Origin of the sequence: Metabacillus niabensis (assembly GCF_020524345.1) — a bacterium.
GTDB classification, from domain to species: domain Bacteria; phylum Bacillota; class Bacilli; order Bacillales; family Bacillaceae; genus Metabacillus; species Metabacillus niabensis_B.
The window spans coordinates 274755-291950 of record NZ_JAIVLH010000003.1; the positions used below are offsets into that span (position 1 = coordinate 274755).

At 36.4% G+C, this 17196-nt stretch carries 10 protein-coding genes; all 10 read right to left on the reverse strand.

Annotation, left to right across the window (positions count from 1 at the left end; all coding sequences use genetic code 11):
- Positions 1-15: 15 nt before the first annotated feature.
- On the reverse strand, positions 16-906 hold the full coding sequence (locus LC095_RS06125) for a carbohydrate ABC transporter permease (RefSeq protein WP_226527321.1): 891 nt from the start codon (positions 904-906) through the stop codon (positions 16-18).
- A gap of 102 nt (positions 907-1008) precedes the next feature.
- Positions 1009-2343 carry an ABC transporter substrate-binding protein gene (locus tag LC095_RS06130; RefSeq protein WP_226527356.1) on the reverse strand — a complete coding sequence of 445 codons (1335 nt, stop codon included), beginning with the start codon at positions 2341-2343 and terminating at the stop codon, positions 1009-1011.
- 541 nt (positions 2344-2884) lie between these two features.
- Positions 2885-3493 carry a YesL family protein gene (locus tag LC095_RS06135; protein ID WP_226527322.1) on the reverse strand — a complete coding sequence of 203 codons (609 nt, stop codon included), beginning with the start codon at positions 3491-3493 and terminating at the stop codon, positions 2885-2887.
- A gap of 26 nt (positions 3494-3519) precedes the next feature.
- Entirely contained in the window at positions 3520-5019 is a 1500-nt protein-coding gene (locus LC095_RS06140; protein WP_226527323.1) for a glycoside hydrolase family 32 protein, read from the reverse strand.
- A 44-nt stretch (positions 5020-5063) separates the two neighbouring features.
- The gene (locus LC095_RS06145) at positions 5064-6032 is read right to left on the reverse strand and encodes a PfkB family carbohydrate kinase (RefSeq protein ID WP_226527324.1); all 969 of its coding nucleotides are present in this window, start codon (positions 6030-6032) and stop codon (positions 5064-5066) included.
- Positions 6033-6256: 224 nt separating this feature from the next.
- On the reverse strand, positions 6257-7852 hold the full coding sequence (locus tag LC095_RS06150) for an ABC transporter substrate-binding protein (protein WP_413467462.1): 1596 nt from the start codon (positions 7850-7852) through the stop codon (positions 6257-6259).
- Between the two features lie 138 nt (positions 7853-7990).
- Entirely contained in the window at positions 7991-8902 is a 912-nt protein-coding gene (locus LC095_RS06155) for a carbohydrate ABC transporter permease (protein ID WP_413467459.1), read from the reverse strand.
- Between the two features lie 15 nt (positions 8903-8917).
- Positions 8918-9856 carry an ABC transporter permease gene (locus LC095_RS06160; RefSeq protein ID WP_226527326.1) on the reverse strand — a complete coding sequence of 313 codons (939 nt, stop codon included), beginning with the start codon at positions 9854-9856 and terminating at the stop codon, positions 8918-8920.
- Positions 9857-10342: 486 nt separating this feature from the next.
- Positions 10343-11326 (reverse strand): LacI family DNA-binding transcriptional regulator, encoded by a 984-nt coding sequence (locus LC095_RS06165; RefSeq protein ID WP_226527358.1) that lies wholly within the window; start codon positions 11324-11326, stop codon positions 10343-10345.
- Between the two features lie 385 nt (positions 11327-11711).
- Positions 11712-17195: a GH32 C-terminal domain-containing protein gene (locus tag LC095_RS06170; protein WP_226527327.1), complete on the reverse strand. Its 5484-nt coding sequence runs from the start codon at positions 17193-17195 to the stop codon at positions 11712-11714.
- Position 17196: the final 1 nt, after the last annotated feature.

The following is a 17196-nucleotide window of genomic DNA, read 5'->3' on the forward strand; positions in this document are numbered from 1 at the left end:
TCCTCTCTCCTTTCACTAGGCATTCTTTTTTCGAGGTGACCATATTTTCGCTATAAAGAAGGAGCTTAACACTAACAGGATGATAATAAAAATTACCGCCATCGCACTCGAATGTCCAACTTGACCATAACGTGTTAAAGTCTTATACATATACGTACTTAATAACTCTGAAGAAAAACCAGGTCCTCCTTGTGTTAAAACCCATACAATATCAAAGGTTCTTGCAGCATCAATGATTCGAATTAACAATGCAACCGAGGCGACAGGAATTAAACAAGGGATCGTGATATAACGAAACTTGTGCCATTTATTTGCCCCATCAATATCTGCAGATTCATATAAGCTCTTAGAAATGCCTTGTATCCCGGCTAATAGCACAAGCATAATAAAGGGCGTCGTTAACCAAATATCTGCAATAATTGTTGATAAAAGAGAAAAGCGAGAATCAGATAGCCATAGAATTTGATGAGGATCTGAGATGATCCCTATTTTGTAAAGTGTCCAATTAATAATCCCGAACTGATCATTTAGCATAAATTTCCAAATCAAACCTGAAACTAACGGTGCGAGCATTAATGGGGTAAGCAAAATTGTTCTAAGGATTTGACTTCCTTTAAATGCATTACTTAAAAGTAAAGCTAACGTAAGTCCGATTAAAAATTCGATTCCAACAGCAGTCACAATATAGATGACAGTGTTCCATAAAGATGTTAAGAATCGTTTTGACGAAAGAGAGTCTATATAATTAGCCAGACCCACAAATTCTCTCGCGGCAGGATCCATTAAATCGATATGAAAGAAGCTGTCCCTTAGAAGGAGAAGAATCGGGAAAACCAAAAACACAAGCATAAATAATGCAGCTGGCATAAAAAACATCGTTGAAAGTGCACCATTTCTTACTTTCATTGAACCGCCTCCTTTCAAGTAAACTCATAAGCAAATCTTAATCTTAAAATTGAGATCTCTCTATCAATCAATTGTTCAAAAGAGATCTCTTATTTTTACACCTTATTGTGGTGGGATAATCCCTTTAATTACTTCTGCTGCCCAATCAAGTGCTTCTTGAGGTGTTTTTTCACCTGAAAGTGCATATGCTACCGCAGGAATTAAGGCTTCACTTTCGATTTGCTGCCACTCCTTAATTTCAGGTCGGTTTTGTGTTTGTTTTGCGTTTAATGTTGTCATTAAAGACTCTAAATGCTCATAGCCCTCTTTTGCACTATATTCTTCAAAAACAGATTTTCTGGCAGCTACACCAAGCGAATCCATAAATAATGCGTTCTTTTCATAAATGAACTCTAAATACGTTTTAGCAATTTCTTGCTTTTTCGAAGAGCTTGGGATTACTTGATACCAAGGTCCCGGAACTGCACCAATCCCAGCATCTCCAGCAATCATAGGAGCACTCCCCACTTTCCCTGCTACATCTGATTGCTTTGGATCATTCGATGGAACATAGAAGTGTCCCCAAGCTATCATCATGGCTGACTTTCCACTCCAGAACAGCTCAGCGGTTTCTGCAGAGGAGATTTCCATAGCACCGGGTGGAACAGATTTGTCTTTGTTCAACATATCTGTTAATAACTGCAGCGATTCAACATATGGTTCTGTATTCACGATAATCTCTCTATTTTCATCAATAACCAACGAGTTTGTTCCAGCTTGTGCAGCATGATCCAGCCAGCTAGCTACGGTATCGCCATTGTTTGCACCAAATACGGTTGTTCCATATATATCGATTTGTCCATCATGATCTGTATCTCGTGTAAAGAATTTTGCGATTTCCTTGTATTGTTCCCACGTTTTAGGAGGAGCCAGCTCATACCCATATTGTTTTTTAAAATCTGCTTTGTTTTGCTCGTCTTCAAATAAATCTTTACGGTAAATAACATTTTTTGCATTTGTCCAGACGGGTAGTCCATACACATTATCTTGATAACTACCACCTTCTACTAACCCTTGGAATAAATCTCCTTTAACCTCTTCCGTGATCAGATCATCAAGAGGCAGCAAGCCAGAGGCCAAAGCAGGGAACCATAAGATATCAATCGTAGCTACATCAAATGCACCAGCCTGTGAAGCAACTTCAGCCTTTAATTTGTCATATACTCCTGTATATGGAACAGACTCAATCTTTACCTCGTAGCCGGTTTTTTCTTTGAATTCCTCAGCTGTTTCTTTTGCTACGGTAAATGCAGGACTGCCACCTTCTACAAGAACAGTAAGTGATTTGTCCTCAGTCTTTCCTTCCTCTACTGATGTCTCTTCATCTGAGCAACCGTACAATATAATAGAAAGCATGAATACGGATAAGATCCCACTAATAAACCCTTTTCTCTTCATCAAGAACACTTCCTTTTCCCCCTTTATTGAATTATTTATCCCATAACTCATGTTCAGGCCATCTTTTTGGAAGACAATCTTTTACGTTAGGAAGCTGTTGAAGTGGTTTGTGTGGCATTACCTCCATTCAAAGTATGTTTTGTGAATGCGTTTACATTTAATTCCAAAAAGTTATAGTAACATCTTTTTTTCTTATCACCTCACTGATTATCACTACTTATATTCTAAAATTTAACATCAAATATGAAAATTCTAATATCTTTGGAAAAGGTAATAAATATTTAGAACTTTGTTTATAGGTTTTGCAAAATATCATTTACAATTTTGATGTACTTTTTGATTTGAACGTAGGGCTTGAGACTTGCGTTTTGAAAGGATGAAGTGTCTGTTTAACCCTGACAAGCGAAAGCCACTTTTGATTAAAAGATGTCTATCTTCATTTCAAGAGTGGCTTTTGACCTCAGAACTTTTTAAAACGTTTTATAAAAAAACACTTCACATAACACTAGAGGACATACCTGCATATATTTATTTAATAAGTTTAGTTTGCACCATTTTTAACCATCAATTGATTAAACATATTTTGACAGAGATAATAAACAATAGATGCTAGAAAACTACCTAATATAAAAATTAAAATTGGAAAAGCATACAATAGAGCGCCACCAACTCCAATAAGGATTAATAATAGAATCGTTAAAATAGGATTCATGAGTGAAAAGAAAAATGCATTTCTGACGACATTCTTCCAATTCAACTCAAAATGTACCATGATAGGAAAAAGGTAAATAGTTATAGAAGCAAATAAAATAAGGCCAATTATTAGTAAAATATAAAGGATAAATTGATAGATGGAGCTTTCTGGACTGATAATCCTGTAATCTACATATAAGAAAGCTCCAAAGACAACCCAAACGATAGATAATAAAATACTTTGTTTAAAATTATCTTTAAACTGCAAATAGAAACTTTTAAAAATCCCATTCGTTTCTTTCTGTAACTGTCTCTTACGGACAACACCAAACATTGCTGCAGTTGCTGGAAAAATGGTAATTAGGGGGATTGAGGCAATTACCCACAATACATTTAAAAGAAAGTAATCCACGATTGTATTTATTGTGTTTAATAGTCGATTATTCAAGTCATTCATCCTTTATCCCCCTTAATCTTTCATGTTTATTTTCTCCAAATTGATTTTAGCGTATGAATCTCTAATGTCTTTACTTTTACATCTCCACCAACTGTATACAGTTCGAGGTCCTTGCTATTCTGATCTGGAAATATTAAATCTGTCAGGACTAATTCTCCATTGTTTCCAAACACTTCAACAGATGACCAATCTACAAATAAGTGTAACTTCACTTTTTGGTTATGATAAGGAGCTAAGTCTCCTTCATGTTTTCCAACAAAGGATTCATTAAAATCTGATTTTCCAGAATTCGTGCGATCAATAAACAATCGTTGTTGAATAACGTCATATCCAATGACTGTTTCCTCTTGATTTGACTTACAGACTTTAAATCCAAATTCAACAGCTGAACCGATCTCAAATTCTGCAAAAATTTCAAGAGTGTTACCTTGTACATTTGGAACGATATTCTCGCTTGGTACAACCGTTTGATTCGTCATTTGTATTGATTTTTCACGAATTTTTTGTAATTCTTGAACTGGCTCTTGAACTAATCGAACGCCTTCCTCCATTGTTTTTAATGACAGGACTCTTGGAATCGTCATCGCACTTCGCCATTCTTTAGTTGGCGTGACATTTGCATATCGCCAATTGCTCATCCAGCCGACGTAAATTCTTCTTCCATCTTCATTGGGAACATCCGACCAGCTTACTCCAGCGTAATTATCTCTCCCTCTGTCAATCCAAAGAGTCGTTTCTCGTGTGTGGTCATTTGTGAAAGTTTCCCCATCAAACTCCCCAATAAAATATTGTGTTCGTGATCCTTCTTCATAACTTGGATCATCTCCAATACTCAAAAACAATACCCACTTTTTCTGATTAGAGTCTCCATCTACTGGTAATTCAAATAAGTCCGGACACTCCCATACTCCTTCATGTGAGCCCTGACCGTCTCCAAATTCACTTGCAAACTCCCAAACTTTAAGGTTTTTTGATGTATATAGCCTTACTGTCTGACCTGAAGCTAAGATCATGACCCATTTATTTGTTTCTTTATGCCAGAATACTTTTGGATCTCTAAAATCCGTAATGCTTTCATCTGAAATGACAGGATTTCCTTCATACGTCACCCATGTTCGTCCCATGTCATTACTATAAGCAATACTTTGCCTTTGTCTCGGCCGTTCAGAGTCTGGGTAAGTATCAGCATGTGTAAACATGGCCACTAAACCAGGCCGACCATTAAAGAAGCCGCTCGTATCATTCCAATCCACGACTGCACTGCCAGAAAAAATCATCCCATGCTCATCTGGTTTTAATGCGATCGGCAAGTGTTCCCAGTGAACAAGATCTGTACTAATAGCATGACCCCAATGCATCGGTCCCCATGTTGTTCCGTTTGGGTGATATTGATAAAACAGATGATATTCACCTTCAAAATAAACCATCCCATTAGGATCATTCATCCAATTAGCTTCTGGTGAAAAGTGAAATTGTGGTCGATACTTTTCTGTGTAATATTGTTGTTTAATCTCCGTGTTGTTCATAAATTTTGTACTTCCTTTCTCCCTTAACCTAAAAAGTTTATCTATTAATCGTTAACTTTAGTAAGTAACATTTTTTCTACTTGGTCTTTTAATGGCATACTTGGAATCCCACCTTTTGTAATTGTTGCAAGTGCCCCTACTGCATTAGCAAACGTGGTTATTTCGACTAATTCAACTTGGTTTAACATGTTTACATGTTTATTAGACTCAAGTATCTTAAATAAAGCACCACCTACAAAGGCATCTCCTGCACCAGTTGTATCAACAACTTCGACATGAAATCCTGTTGTTTTCCCGCTATGATTCTTCGATCTATAGAAGCAGCCTTCTGGTCCTAAAGTAACAAACACAACAGAACACCCATATTGAGATTGAATGATTTCTGATCCTTTTTCTAAATCATCATATCCCGTCAAAAACACAAGTTCTTCCTCTGAGAGCTTAACAATATCAGCATATTCTAACCCTTTTAGGATCATTTCTTTCGCTCGGTCTAGTGAATCCCATAAAGGAATACGTAAGTTAGGATCATATGAAATCATCACATGATGTTTTTTTGCATATTCTAATGCTTTAAAAGTAGCTGTTGCTGCAGGCTCATGAGTCAACGATAATGATCCAAAATGAAAGATCACTGACTGTTGAATCAATTCTTCGTTGATCTCCTCTGCCGTTAGCATAATATCTGCACCAGGTTCACGATAAAAATGGAAGGAACGATCGCCAGTAGGATCCAAATGAACAAAAGCAAGCGTTGTATTTACTTGATCTGAAAATAATAGATTAGTTGTATCAATTTTATATTGCTCTAAGCCAGTTTTTAGCAAATGACCAAATTGGTCATTCCCAACTTTACCGATAAACGATGTTTGAATATTAAAATTTGAGAGCGCAACTAAAACATTTGCTGGTGCTCCACCAGGGTTTGTTTCAAATAACACATGTCCTTTATCTGAATATCCAGATGGTGTAAAATCGATTAATAATTCTCCTAAAGCTGTTACTCTATTCATATCTATCACCTTATTTCTCGTTTTAAATAGAAAGGCCAGATAAAAACAACATCTGGCCTTCAAAAAAGGATAAGGTAAAACTTCCATCAGTGGGGGTTTTCTTCATCCCCCACTGATGGTTAGTTGAACCAATCGGACCTTTACGGGCAGTTATCCTCTACCTACCCTCTTTGTAAACTCAAAGCTTGTGATAGGATTCTACTGCCCGTTAAGAGTGGGATTCATTATAATTCTTTGTTAAAACGATCTAATCCTGTTTGGTAAACTTCCATTAATTCATTTAATCCCATTGCCTCTAATTGCTCGATATACTCATCCCACTCTTCTTCTATTCCACCTTCAATTAACCATTGAGCTTCCTTCTGTTTCACAAATTCTTTGATTTCAGGCTCAATTGTATTAATTTTTTCAAGTTCTTCGGCACTAAAGAAGATTTGTGGATAGTTTTCCTCAACCATATGTGGTTTGTAGTATTTCTCAAGAATTTCTAAACGTTCTTTTGCTCTTGGCTCCATATCTACAACTGTTCCAAAATGCTCTTTTAAGACAACAAACGGTCCACCTGGTGCAACTTTTTGACGTAATTCGCCCATTGCAACACCTTCAGGTAATTCTTTGTTTACTAACATACCGTTTTCATCTTCTTCATAGATTTCACCTATTGGGCCCCAGTTAATTTGTGCTGACATTTTTGGCTCATATAACTGGTCAGCCCAGCGCATTGTAATTTCTGGATTTTCATTAGCAGATGTAATAACAAATGCATCTCTACCGTATTCAGAATAGTTGGATCGTCCTACAACAACTTCACCGTCTTTTCCTTTTAGTGGAGGTAAAATGGCATAATCATCAACACGGTCTGTACCAACTACTTCTGTATCTTCCCACCAAATGAATGAACCAAGTGTTGGATCTTCTGTTTTACCTTTTGCAAATAATTGGGCTGTATCTTGAGTGACAACCTCTGGGTCAATAAGTCCTTCTTTTACCCATTGATGATAGTATGCAATTGCCTCTTTAAACTCAGGTTGTGTTGCTGCATAAATCACTTTTCCATCACGAACAATTCGATGATCAGCCTCAAATGGAGTATCTGGTAAACCGAATAAACCGATTAAATCTCCTTCATTACCGCACCATCCATTGAACCAGAAGGTTAAACCAATTTCATCTTGCTTTCCATTCCCATTAGGATCTTTTTCTTTGAAAGCTTTTAATACATCATGATATTCTTCCAATGTAGTTGGCATGTCCAGACCAAGCTTGTCTAACCATGTTTGATTAATAAACATGATATTTGGCATTCCTACTAGATCCATCTCCTCTGCGCGAGGTAAAGAGTAAATATGTCCATCCGGCGCAGTCACAATTTGTTTAAGTTCTGGCCTTTCTTCAAATAATTTCTTTAAATTAGGTGCATATTTATCAATCAAATCTTCTAAAGGGATAATCGTACCACTTTGCCCATGCTGCATTAGATCTTGATCTGTAAAGCCTGATGCATAAAACGCATCTGGTAGATCACCACTTGCTAGTAATAAATTTTTCTTTTCTTGATATCCATCACCAGGGATATTGTTCCATTTTATACTCACGTTCGTCGCTTCTTGCAGTCTGTCAAAGATGACCATTTCTGAATAATCAGGTGCTAGAGGTTGTTTTGGTGAAACAAAATTTAATGTCACTTCTTCCTCTACAATTGGCAGACCTGACTCATTAAATGCTACCGCGGATTCCTTTGATTCTTTTCCTGACTCACTACTTGAACAACCTGTTAAGGCAAGCGATGCACTTAACCCAAGAGCTAGGACTATAGACATTTTCTTTTTCTTGTTTCTTTCCATCTTTCTTTTTATTGATCTAATCATTACGTTTTCCCCCTCAATGTTTTAAATCTAATGCTTTAGCGAGTATAAACCGGAATCCCCACCCCCTTTAAAGCAACATGTTAAAATTTATCAACCTTTAATTCCACCAATCATAACGCCCTTAACAAAGTACTTCTGTACAAATGGATATAAGACTAAAAGTGGAATAGAAGCTACAATAATCACACCATATTTAATAAGTTCTGAGACTCTTTGTTTTGCAGCTAGTGAATCGATGTCACTCATCATTTGAGTAGAAGCTTCATTTTGAATTAAGATATTACGTAAAATCAATTGAAGAGGATACAAGTCCTCGTTATTCAAATAAATTAATGCATCAAAGTATGAGTTCCAGTGTCCAACCGCATAAAATAACACCATTACTGCCACAATAGGTTTGGAAAGTGGCAGGACAATCTTCCAAAAGAATTTTGCATCAGAACAGCCGTCTATCTTTGCCGCCTCTAATAACTCATTCGGTATAGATGTTTGGAAAAAGGTTCTTGCAACGATGACATTCCATACTGCAACAGCCTTCGGTAAAATTAATGCCCACATCGTATTCAGTAATCCTAAATTCTTAACAACTAAATAAGTCGGAATTAATCCCCCGGAAAAAAACATCGTAAAGAGGAATAAAAACATAATTAGGTTTCTTCCATATAAATCTCTACGTGATAGAGCGTAAGCAGCCATCAATGTACATGAAACATTTACAAGAGTTCCTACAAACGTATAGATAATCGAATTTTTATAACCTAACCAAATCTTGCTATCACTGAAGATTCTTTGATACCCCTCAAAGGTAATATCTTTTGGCAGTAGCCATACTTTCCCCTCATAGATCATATTTGGGTTACTAATCGACGCAATCACGATAAAGTAAAGAGGATAGACGACTAATAAAACCATAATCGCGACTAGGAAAATATTAATTAAATCAAAAATTTTATCTTCTTTAGATCTTCTAGTTGTTTTATTCATTGCGAGTAAACCCATCATTCTTCACCCTCCTAGTTACCATAGACCTTGACCTGATAATTTCTTTGCAAATTTGTTAACGGCCACCAATAATACTAAATTAATAACGGCATTGAATAACCCTACTGCTGCTGCAAAACTATATTGAGCCTGTTGTAAACCCATTTTATATACGTAGGTCGGAATAATTTCTGCTGAAGGCTGATTTAATGGTGTTTGTAACAGGTAAGCCTTTTCAAAACCAATATTCATAATATTTCCTACCGATAAGATAAGCAAAATGACTGCAGTAGGCATGATAGCTGGGATATCAACATGTAAAATTCGATGCCACTTACTCGCCCCATCCATTACTGCTGCTTCATGAAGTTCAGGGCTAACTCCTGCAAGAGCTGCTAGATAGATGATTGCTGCCCATCCTGTTTCCTGCCAAACTCCTGATCCGATATATAATGGTTTAAACCACTCCGGCTTTGCCATAAACGAAATAGATTCTCCACCAAACATCATGATGAAATTATTAATAAGTCCATTGTTAGAGAAGAAAACATAAATCATACCTGCTAATACGACGACTGAGATAAAATGTGGGGCATATACCACCGTTTGAACGAAACGTTTGTATTTCTCATGTCTGATTTGGTTCATCATTAATGCAAGAATAATTGGTAACGGAAATCCGATGATTAATTGTAAAACACTAAGTCCAAGTGTATTTTTAATTAAACTCCAGAATTGAAATGATTCAAAAAACCTCTCAAAATGCTTAAAACCTACCCATGGACTTCCCATAATACCTTGTGTTGCTATAAAATTTTTGAAGGCTATAATGACTCCATACATTGGGAAGTAGTGAAAGACGATAAAATAAATTAATGCTGGTAATAAAAATAAATAGAGTTGATAATTGTTTAATAGCTTTTTTAATTTTGCTTTTTTTATGTTTTGTGTAGGGTGTTCTACTTTTGTTGACATCCTAACCTCGGTGTGCATATCTATTCCTCACTTTCAAAAATAAATTTCAGCCAGTATACAAGCTAGTTTGATACCATACGACTTCAACATAGCATCGCTATCATCAAAAACTAGGAAAATAAAAAACTAGTCATTAATTAATAACATGGATATATCCCCTTATGTCAACCGCATGACATGTATGATCAAAAAAAATCTTCTTCATCATGTCTTTTTTGAGTCGTCAATTCCTACATAGCATTTTAATCCTTTCAGAGAAAATCACTATTACGCTTACTCAAAATGTCAACCGCATGACATGTTGTTCGAAAAAATTTTATCAACTTACAAAGGTTATCATTTCAAATCTTTTAATTTCACAGTATCCAAAGATTTAAAAACCTTTTAGAAACCCCTTACAATGAGAATTATATGCCATCCGCCTCAACATGTCAACCGCATGACATATAATTCATTAAATATTTCCACTCAATCAGGTTTATTCTTTTATGTCGTTTCACTATCTATTAATTTGACCGGTAAAATGTTCTCTAATTGAATAGATTCTTGTTCACCATTAATCTGTTTAATGATAATTTCTACAGCCTTTTCAGCTATTGCCTTAATAGGTTGTTCAACTGTGCTTAATTCAGGCAGCAGCATTCTTGTTGTTTCGGTACCATCATATCCAATTACTTTTAATTCTTGTGGAATATGAATGTTCCTTTTTCTAGCCTCTCTTAGGACCTTAGAGGCGATCAAATCATCACTTGCAAAGATAGCATCAACTTGAGGATGGTCATCAAATATTTGTTTCACAATATTTATGACAATTTCATCTGTTGATTTAAGAGGAAATTCATATGTAAGAGGATTTAGATTATTAGCTCTCATAACATCCTCATATGCGTTTCTTCTTAAATTAGCAGGGGTCTCTAAATATTGTGGTCCATTAATGTGGATGATTTGTTTACATCCTTTATCAATTAATAATTGAGTCGCTAGTTTTCCCCCTTCATAGTTGTCACTAGATACTACTGGGGTTTTACTTGATAAATAACGATCGATACCAACTACAGGCAACTTTGGTATTTCGTATTCTTCAATCCCTCTATTGTGAGCGCCAGCTATGATTCCATCAACTTGATTCATTTGCAGCATTTTCAAATAGTTTCTTTCCTTATCTTCCCGGTTTTGACTATTACAGAGTAATACCTTATACCCCAATGAAGAACAAATATTTTCTAAATGAAAAATTAGCTGTCCATAAAACGGATTACCAGTACTTGGAAAAATAAGCCCTATTAAATATGTTTTCTTAATAAACAGTGAACGAGCAATTTCATTAGGATAGTAATTTAATTGTTCCATCGAATCATGGACTTTTTTTCTTGTTTTTTCACTAATGTATCCACGATTATTTAATACTCTAGAAACAGTTGTTGGTGAAACACCAGCAAGCTTGGCAACGTCTTCAATTTTTGGTTTCACCATCTCTTCCCCCTCCCAAAATTCGATAAGAGTATTATCCTAATATTTATTAAAGAATGTCAAGATTATCGATCATAATCTTACCATACTTATTTATGAGAAGGTACCAATTTTTTTACATATAGAACTTGTAAATACAAAACACTTTATTAAATAGTACTACTTAGTAATCTCTTATTATCTCCTCTGTTCTTTTGTAACGAAAAAATACCTTTCTGGTAAGATCAGAAAGGTATGGGTTCATTACTATACTATTTTTTGATAAATCCTCTACCGCAAAGTAGAAAAACTGGTTCTATCAGATAAGATAGAATAAGGAATTGATGCTGTACCATTTTTGTTTTGTCTTATATAGAATCAATCTCTTAGTTATTAGATGTCTGTTCTACTGCTTCTTCTTTCCTTGGTTTTTCTTTTCTTCTGAATCATGTGTTTCACTTACTATATCGGGTTCGGTACTTCCTTCTTCCGATGCTATTTCCTTATAAACTGGAACATTAACGTCATCTAGATTTATATGGCCCCATCCACCAGTGTGCTTATCAACCACTTGAATATATAAATCTTTCCCTATATATTCCGATGCATCCCAACGAACACGACGATAAGCTTCACCATTATGGCCGGTAGCTTTCATTAAAATATCATTTGTTTTTGCGTCAACAAGTGCGATGTATAAAAGCTTGTCATCGGCACCTCCTGAGGTTAAAAAGTCAATTTGACCATCTCCCCCTAAAATGAAGTTTTCAGATTTGATCACACCTGTCGCCTGATCTCCCCCATGATCTGGATGAAAGCCCCATAGATGATAACGGCTTGGGTCTATTGATGTTGTCGCCTGTCCGAATGGACCACCCCAGCCCCAATCATTTTTATTCGTAACATGGTCGTCTGTGAAAGCATTTCCTTCTAAAACTGTCCAACCAGTTAAGTCACCAGATTGAAAATCATGGTTTAATAACTCACCATGCGGTATTTCTTCTTTTGGAGCTTCCTCTTCATAATAAGCCGGTTCAAGATTATCACTATAGGCTGAACCCATTTCAAATACTTCCATAGACACAATCTTGGCTTTTCCACTTTCGCTCCATAGCTCAATGCCTAGAGAATCAGCTCTCGTAGGATATGCTCTAGTTGTTATACTCTTTTTCCCATTGGCATAGGCTTCAATCATCGATCTGTCTAAGTAGATATGAAGCTTTAGATTTTCTCCATCGAGAGAAAGGTCACCTTCACTACTTGTTTTTTCAATATCAGGATCTAAACTCATTTTTGTTGCATCTACTCCAAATTTCTCAGTTGCTTCATCGAAATATAGGCTGACTTCTTCAGATGAATCATCCGATTGACGTACCTTTATCCCAACCTTTTCATTTGATTTCCCTTTGATCTCAAGAATGATTTCTAACATATCACCCTTGACATCCGCTAGTAACTTATTCGCTTTTTTTAGGGATTTATTTTTCATTTTAATTACCTTTTCTCCACGTAAGCTTTCTAATTCTTTAATCGGTTCGATACCAAGCTCTCCATTTTTTAATAAAGACAATTCTAAAGGTAAGCCTGCATTATGAGCCCATCCAGCGTCATAGTGCTGCTGTTCTGTTCTACGATCTTGTGCAATACTAAATAATATAGAGCGCCCGCTTTCATCGATCATTCCACTTGGACCAGTAAAATGTATACCATAGTCAAATAGTTTAGGTTCCTCATGATCTGGAATAAATTTGTTATTTTCTTTATCCCATGAACCAACCCAATGGAATACATACTTCACATTATGCTCACTATAGCTCTTAAACCAAGGATTAATGAAAAATGCATATTTTTGTTCTCCATGTTTATCTTCTCCAAGTGGTAATAGCACCGGTAATTCCCACACATCCCCTGTCTTAGGGTATGCTTTTGAATCCCCTACAAAGAATGGTCCTTTGTATTCCCACTTTTTTAAATCCTTGGATGTATATAATAATGCGGTACCGCCAATATTTTCTATTCCAGAACCTACTATTTGATACCATGTATCTCCATCTTTCCATACAAACGGATCACGGAATTGACCAAACATAACCTTTCCTTCCTCCGCTGGTAAATCAGGAGCTTGAACCGTAACAGGATTAGGCAGCATCTTCCAATCCTCTAACATCGGATCCGTCACATCAGTTGGTGTTGCTAGGCCAGTCATTTGATTTGGTGTTTTACTATCATCTCCTGCTGTGAAAAACAAGACAGGTTCTCCATTTTCATCGAAGTTTGCAGAGCCTGACCAAACACCGTCCGGTGATACACCTGATGGAGCTAAAGCGACAGGAGCATCCTCCCAATGAACCATATCATCACTAACTGCGTGACCCCAATGGATTTGGTGCCAATATGGTCCCTGTGGGTTATGCTGATAGAAAATATGATATTTTCCGTTGTACTCAAAAGGAGCATGTGGCTCATTCATCCAATGACCTGGAGAAAGAAAATGGTATTGAGGTCGATAACGATCTCCATCATATACACTTCGGTCAAAAGATAAATCAGGGCTTGGTAATTGATGATTCTCTTGATTGTCAATTATTTGATCATAGTTCTTTTTTACTTCTTCGGCCGTTAACGCTTTGTTATGGATTTTTAATTCATCTATCAATCCGTTAAACATATTAGCAGTAAATGGTCCTAATACTGCAGCTGTATTGTGCTTTCCTATTAATAGATTTTTGTCGGAAGCTGTTATTGTTGCATTTTTAGGTGTATTAACCTCACCTGCTAACTCACCGTTTAAAAAGATTTTCATTTTTTTTGCATCCTGATCAAATGTTGCAACAATGTATGACCACTTATCTTTTTCCAGTACTTTATCTTCTTCCGCCCATACCTCCTTCCATTCACCATTTAAACCAGCTTGAAAGGACCATTTTCCATGTCTCCCCATCCCTAAAATATACCCTTCACCTTGAGCTTTATTATGCTGATTAACAATAGCAGATAATTGTCCAAGATCACCCCATTCATACGAACGAGGTGCAACCCAGGCTTCGATTGTCATCGCATCACTAGGCTGTATAGATTGAGTGGCTGCCTGTTCAATATAGGTAGAATATCCATCAAAAAGAAGTCCATTTTTAACTACACCATTTCTCCATAATGGATCTGAGGATGGCTTATATTTAGCATCTGAAAAAACATATTCAACTTTTTGATTCTCACCTGTCACTTCATCCTTTACAGTATTCCCTTCACTTTGATTGAACGTCCAATGGTGGATAATACCGCCATTCTTCACTTGGAAATCATCCACATTAATATGTCCAAATTCTCCTGTATGCTGATCAACTATTTTAATATATACATTTTCACCTAGATATTCCTTTGCATCCCACGTAATACGCTTGTATGTTTCTGATTCGGGACCAGTTGCCTTAAATAACTCTTTTCCATCAGAAGAACGGACCAATGTCACATATAGGTCATACTTTTTCGTTCCATCCATCTCATCTCCTCCACCTAAGAGGAAAGAAACTTCTCCATTGCCAGCTAAGTTAAATGTGTTTGACGTTAATGTTCCGGTTCTCTTATCAGCATCTTCAGGTTGTACTCCTTGAAAGCCCCATAAATGGTAGTTTCCTTGATGTTCAAAAGGAACTGCTTTGTCCCAATAAGTTTCTTGATCTGTAACAGTTCCATCAAATGCATTTCCTGTAGCAGTCCAGCCTGTTAAATCTCCTGTTTCAAAACCGGGGTTTATTAAAGTATTTCCGATGATTTCTTCTTCATTTAAAACTTGAAAGTCATCGACGTTAATATGTCCAAATCCCCCAGAGTGGTGATCAACAACTTTGATATAAAGAGCTTCACCAAGATATTCCGATGCATCCCATTTTACTCTACGATATTTTTCCGTATTAGCTCCAGTAGCTTTCATTAATTCTTCTCCAGTAGAAGCCTTAACAAGAGCTACATATAAATTATTAATGTCCTGTCCTCCACCGACTAGAAAATCAATCTGTCCGTTTCCATCCAGAATAAAGGTGGATGATTTCATGATTCCAGCTCTTAAATCTGACTTATCATCACTCGTTGCTCCCTGAAATCCCCATACATGGAAATTACCTTCATGTTCAAAAGGCCCTCCCCAGAAAGTAGTTACATCTGTGACAGGTGATCTGAATGCTGAGCCAGTTACAGTCCATCCTGTTAAATCTCCTGTTTCAAAATTGGGGTTTTCGATCGTATTTGGAAGGCTATCCTTATCAAAATCTTCTAGATTTCTTGTAAATGTTGCCTCTTTTAAAGGGTAAAAGGATAATGAATTCAGTGTAACTTCCCCACCCTTTGAATATAACTCTATCTTTCTACTTGAATCATTTGGGAAAATTTGATTTGTAAAAACAGCTGTTCCTTCCTCTGCAAAAACCTCAACAGATGAGCGGTCAACTAATAACTTAATCGTTAAAATTCCATCCAAAACATTTAAATCAGTATGTTGAATGGTAGGAAAGTTCTCATCAAAATCTGTTTCACCTGATTTTGTTCGATCTACAGACAGTTTTTTATCTTGGATATTATAGGAGATGTTTGTTTCTTCGCTTTCCCCTTTCCGAACTAGAAATCCTAATTCAGTTGCAGTTGCATCCGTAAGGTTGAATTCTGCCTCAATCTCAAACATTTCAGCTTCAAGATCTTTTAAAACATGATCAGTTGATAGTTTTTGATTTTTTATTTCCACCATATTTGCAGTATCTCTTAACTGGTTTAGTTCATCTACTGGTTCTTGTTTTAATCGTATCTCGCCATCCACCTCAACTAAAGAAAGCTCTCGTGGTATTGACATAGCTCCTCTCCAAGATGAAGTAGGAATTTCCCCTGCATATTGAGCTGGATTATTCATCCATCCTAACCAAATTCTTCGGCTTTCATTAGAAGAGTTAACCGTATTGCTCCATGTTACACCAGCATAAAAATCAGCACCGTAATCTGCCCACATTAATTCATCCATCTTTTTATCTGGAGTAAAAGTACTGCCATTAAAGTCCCCTACATAATAGTGCATTCCAGTTCCACCAGTTGGTGTTGGGTTGATACTTACAGTTAACACCCATTTTGAGCCTATTTTATTTCCGTTATCATCATATAATGGCAACTCAAACAAATCAGGACATTCCCAACTTCCAATCTCAGCTGCTTTAGGATCAGAGAATTCCCCTGCTTTTTTCCATTCTAATAGATTGCTAGATGAGTAGAAATCGACTCTTTTCCCACTAGTAATAACAAAGATCCATTGGTTACTTTCCTCATGCCAAAACACCTTTGGATCCCTAAATACACCTGAACCTCCATTACTTGCTTTCATTTCATTTGGCATTGTCAGAATTGGATTTTTCTCATATGTTGTCCATGTTCGACCATTGTCAAGACTGTAGGTAGCGCTTACATGTTGATTATCACCACCATTTTCGCTCGTATAAAGAGCAACCATCGGGGGATTTTCCTTTGTTCCTAGACCTGATGTATTATTCTCATCAACAACAGCACTACCTGACCAAGCAAAGCCATTTTCATCAGGATAAATCGCAATAGGGTAGTGCTCCCAGTTTACTAAATCCTTACTAATTGCATGACCCCAATACATTGGTCCCCACACATTATCAGTAGGATTATGCTGATAAAACAAGTGATATTCACCGTTATAATAGACCATTCCATTAGGATCATTCATCCAATTTTCCATAGGAGAAAAATGATAACCAGGACGGTAACTCTCATCATTAACCACTGGGAGAGATGCGGCGTTTATGTTTCCTAATGATGGGATGAACAATTGAATCAATAGAATAAAAGCAATAAATACATGCATATAAGACTTCTTAATAGTTTGATTCACA